The sequence below is a fragment of the Yersinia sp. 1252 StPb PI genome (assembly GCF_048593885.1).
GTDB lineage: Bacteria > Pseudomonadota > Gammaproteobacteria > Enterobacterales > Enterobacteriaceae > Yersinia > Yersinia enterocolitica_E.
Window position 1 is genome coordinate 1 of sequence record NZ_JAZGQE010000474.1, and the last position, 514, is coordinate 514.

Here is a 514-nt window from a genome sequence, read left to right on the forward strand (position 1 = left end):
TAATCGTCTTAATATTATTTTTTGTGAGTAGCTCATATCAATAATGTTTTTTTTCGCCAGTGTGAATGAACCATTATCAAGAGAGTCAAACAGACCGATGATATTAAGTAATGTGGATTTCCCTGAGCCTGATGGCCCCATAATAGAAACGAAATCACCTTTTTCAACGCTGAAGCTAAGATGATTAAGAACCTTGGTTTTAATTGTTTTGGTGGTATAACACTTTTCAGCATTTTGTATATTTAGCATGTTATTTGAACTCAATAATATCGTATTCACTATTGTTAGTTTCTGGGGGGGTGACAATGATTTCCCCAACCTTTATTCCTGCTATTATCTCTGTTTTCATCGGGCTTCGACGATCTATTTCTATTTTAGATTTAATAGCTAGATCATTTTCTGGCTGATATATATAGATGAAATTATTTCCATCATCATCGGAAATGATACTATCAGTTGGTACCATCAATGCAGAGCTGTTTTTTTCTTGTAGTGGGATTTGTATTTCAATAGA

1 protein-coding gene and 1 pseudogene are annotated in these 514 nt (G+C 33.5%); both read right to left on the reverse strand.

From position 1 onward, the window contains the following. The coding region (locus tag V2A85_RS24385) for an ATP-binding cassette domain-containing protein (RefSeq protein ID WP_420072647.1) at positions 1-249 on the reverse strand (249 nt) is incomplete at its 3' end. 1 nt (position 250) lies between these two features. Continuing rightward, positions 251-514, reverse strand: a pseudogene (locus V2A85_RS24390) (RND transporter); the annotation flags it as partial.